A 4,138-nucleotide genomic window follows, 5' to 3' on the forward strand; every position below is an offset into this window, starting at 1 on the left:
TTACGAAGATAAATATGTTAGCTAATTAAATGGTAGTATTTTTGTGCGGATTTATAAACGAATCAACTTTGTTAGTCAATATATGGAACATATAAAACACCAATACTTTTTTAAATACTTTGTCCTTAGTTTTTTGGGAATAGCTTTTTCTGGTATGTCATTATCGGCGCAAGAGCTTTTAACCTTGAAGCGTGCTACTGAGCTTGTGATTGAAAACAATCTTCAAATCAAACAGGCACAATTTACGGAGGCTATCTCTGATGAGAATTTGCAGCAATCAAAATTAGCTCTGCTACCTTCCTTAAATGCAAATACTAGTTTAAACTTTAACTTCGGTAGAAGTATTGACCCTTTAACTAATCAGTTTGTTAACCAGGCAATTACCTCTACAAGTGGGAATTTATCATCCGGTACTTCCTTATTTCAAGGATTTCAAAAACTTAATCAGATTTCACAAAACAAATTGCAATTGGATGCTGATAAAAGTAATACACAAAAAATAAAGAATGATTTAATTTTGACAGTGGTAACTGGGTATTTATCCGTGTTGAATGCGCAAGATATTTTAATTGCTTCTGAACAGCAATTGGCTATTTCAAAGCAGCAATTGGATATTGAACAAAAATTTTATGACGTTGGAACAAAAACACTTGCCGACCTTTCACAGGCTAAGTCGCAGCTCGCTTCTGCGGAGCTTAATGTTACCAATGCTCAAAACCAGGTAGATCTTGCTTTTTTAAATCTTGCCCAGTTATTGGAGCTTGACCCTTCTTCAGTCTTTGTTGTTGAAAAGCCAAAAATGGAAGATATGTCGAAGCTTAATTCGGCTTATTCTTCATCAGATGTGTTTAAATCTGCCTCTGCTAGTTTTCCTGATATTCGACTTGCTGAATTAAGGAGACAGGCATCTGAAAAGGGAATTGATATCGCTAAGGGTAATTATTCACCTTCCATAAACCTTCAATCAGGTTTTGGAACAAGATATTCAAATGGTTCTTTTGGAAATACAAGTTTTAGTACTCAGGTTAAGGATAACTTTAATCAGTTTATAGGTTTCGGACTAAGTGTTCCGATTTTTAATGGAATGGCAGCTCGTTCTTCAGTAAGAAGGGCAAAAATCAATTTCCAGAATTCTTTGGTAAATGAACAATTAGCAAAAAACAATCTTAATAAAGTTATCAATCAGGCTGTTTATGATTTAAGAGCTGCGGAAAAGCGTTATTATTCAACACAAACAGCCTTTATATCTTCGAAAGATGCATTTAACGTGATTGAACAACGTTATTCTGTAGGATTAGTGAATTCTCTAGACTATAATCAGGCTCAAACAAACTTAAACAAAGCTCAATTCGACCAGATTCAGGCACAATATGATTTTATTTTTAGAAGTAAGGTCATTGATTTTTATCTTGGTAATCCCTTAACTTTTTAATTAACCCCCTTTTTCCCTTATAATCGAAACATGGCAAAGAAAAATAATACATTAAAATATGTGCTCATTGGAGCAGGAATACTGCTAGTAGTTGCAGTTGCTGGCAATAAACTAGGCTGGTTTGGCAAGAGTGAACTTATTCAAGTTGCTGTTGAGAAAGCTGAAAAGCGCACTATTGTAGAAACTGTATCAGCAAGTGGCAAGGTTCAGCCAGAAATTGAAGTAAAGCTGAGTGCTGAAGTGTCGGGTGAGGTTGTTGAACTTCATGTTAAAGAGGGTGATGTTGTAATAAAAGGACAATTATTATGTAGAGTTCGTCCGGATGTGCTTCAATCAGGATTTGATCGTGCAGTAGCATCTTTGAACAGTCAGAAGGCATCTTTGGCAAGCACACAACAACAGCTAAAGCAAGCTGAGGCTACATTTGCTAATGTATCTGCAAAATACAAGAGAAATCAGGAGCTTTTTGCAAAAAAAGTATTGTCTGCAGCAGAGTTTGATGCGGTAAAAGCAGAATTTGAAAGTTCTAAAGCTAATTTAGAGTCGGTACGACAGAATGTTGTGGCATCAAGGTTTGGCGTAGAGCAATCAAATGCAGTTGTTAAAGAAGCTGGAGCTAATTTGGCTAAAACAAGTATATATGCCCCTGTAAATGGGGTTATTTCCAAACTTTCTATTGAGTTAGGAGATCGTATCTTAGGAACTTCTCAGATGGCAGGTACTGAGATTATGAGAATATCTAACCTTAGTTCAATGGAGGTGAGTGTAGATGTTAATGAAAGCGATATCAATCGTGTATCTGTCGGTGATTTGGCTGAAATTGAAGTTGATGCTTTTCAAAATCAAAAATTCAAGGGTGAAGTTACGGAGATTGCAAGTTCTTCTAGCATCGTTGGAACATCTACTGATCAGGTTACAAACTTCACGGTGAAGGTTCGTATCTTACCTGAATCTTATGCTAAATTGGTGCGTTCTGATTCGGCAAATCCATCTCCTTTCCGTCCGGGATTGTCAGCTACCGTTGACATTCAAACAGAACAATATACTGGTATTGCTGTTCCTATTCAATCGGTAACCACACGAGAAAAGAAAAAGGAAATTAATGTATCAGAAGGCGAAGTTAAGCCAGCTTCAGCTAAAGATGAAAAAGATAAGTTGAAGGATGCAGAGCCTATTAAAGAATATGTTTTTGTTTATAATGCAGGTAAGGTTAAACAGGTTTTAGTGACTACAGGAATTCAAGATGATACTTATATTTTGATTAAATCAGGATTAAAAGGTGGTGAAGAGGTAGTTTCACTTCCATTTACAGCTATATCTAAGACATTGAAGGATAGTGTGATAGTCGAAAAAGTTGAAAAAGAAAAGCTTTTTGCTGGAGAAAAGAAAAACTAATTTCTAAGAAATTCTTACCTTGTCCCGGTCTAATAATTGTATTTTCTGCAATTGTTAGACCGGGATTTTTATTATGACGCATATTCAAAAGAAGATAGCCGTTGTTGGGGGAGGTAGTTGGGCGACCGCCATTATAAAAATATTGTCGGATAATCTTATTGAAAAAGAGATTTTCTGGTGGATGCGTAATGAGGAAGCCATTGAGCATATTCGTCAATATAGTCATAACCCTCATTACCTCAGTTCTGTAGAAATTAAAGTCGCGGACAGTAATTTAAGCTCTGATCTTAAAGGCATTATTGCCTCATGCGACATGGTACTTCTAAATGTTCCGGCAGCTTTCTTAAAGGAAACCTTAAAAGAGATTAGTGCCAAAGACCTGAAAGGAAAGAAAATCATTTCAGCTATCAAGGGCATTGTTCCTGATGAAAACATGATTATTGGTGATTTTATGAACCAGCATTTTGATATCCCTTTCAGTGATATTATTGTAATTAGTGGGCCATGTCATGCAGAGGAAGTTGCACTTGAAAAATTATCTTACCTAACTATTGCTTCTCAGAATAGTGAATTGGCCTCCCATTTCTCGTCCATGTTAAATACACGGTATATAAAAACTAATGTTTCGGATGATATTTTTGGGACTGAATATGCTGCTGTATTAAAAAATATTTATGCTGTTGCTAGTGGTATTTGCCGCGGAATAGGCTATGGTGATAATTTTCAAGCAGTTTTAATTTCAAATGCAGTCCGAGAAATTGAAAGTTTCGTGGATGCCATACATCCAATTGATAGAGATATAAAGGAGTCGGCTTATCTTGGCGATTTGCTGGTAACTGCTTATTCTCAATTTAGTCGTAACCGTACCTTCGGAAACATGATAGGGAAGGGCTATACCGTGACTTCTGCTCAGCTCGAGATGAATATGATAGCTGAAGGTTATTATGCCGTGTATTGCCTGCATCAGATAAATAAGACCTATAAGGTTAACATGCCTATCTGTAGAGCAGTTTATGCGATTCTTTATGAAAGACATTCCCCACAGATTGAAATGAAGCTGCTTTCTGAGCAATTGACTTAGGGGGTTAGTTTGTTAGTTATTAGTTGGTTAGTTGGTTAGTAATTAGTTGGTTAGTAATTAGTTGGTTAGTAATTAGTTGGTTAGTAATTAGTTGGTTAGGCTTACGACATCTGGATATTGTTGTCGGTTATCGGTTGTCAGGCTGGCGACAACTCAAAAGTGGAAAGCTAAAAGCAAATTGTGCAATCTCATATCTCATATCTCAGTTCTCAAATCTCAGACCTCATACC

3 protein-coding genes are annotated in these 4,138 nt (G+C 36.3%); all 3 read left to right on the forward strand.

The genetic code is table 11. The features are described from left to right. Positions 1-82 precede the first annotated feature (82 nt). The 3 genes from ACILQF_RS11175 to ACILQF_RS11185 all read left to right on the forward strand — a co-directional run bounded on the left by ACILQF_RS11175 (position 83) and on the right by ACILQF_RS11185 (position 3,908). A complete protein-coding gene (locus tag ACILQF_RS11175; RefSeq protein WP_395627489.1) occupies positions 83-1,432 on the forward strand; it encodes a TolC family protein in 1,350 nt (449 codons plus the stop codon). 30 nt (positions 1,433-1,462) lie between these two features. Further along, positions 1,463-2,827 (forward strand): efflux RND transporter periplasmic adaptor subunit, encoded by a 1,365-nt coding sequence (locus tag ACILQF_RS11180; protein WP_395627490.1) that lies wholly within the window; start codon positions 1,463-1,465, stop codon positions 2,825-2,827. Positions 2,828-2,900: 73 nt separating this feature from the next. After that, on the forward strand, positions 2,901-3,908 hold the full coding sequence (locus tag ACILQF_RS11185) for an NAD(P)H-dependent glycerol-3-phosphate dehydrogenase (RefSeq protein ID WP_395627491.1): 1,008 nt from the start codon (positions 2,901-2,903) through the stop codon (positions 3,906-3,908). Positions 3,909-4,138: the final 230 nt, after the last annotated feature.

The organism is Daejeonella sp., from assembly GCF_044232565.1.
GTDB lineage: Bacteria > Bacteroidota > Bacteroidia > Sphingobacteriales > Sphingobacteriaceae > Daejeonella.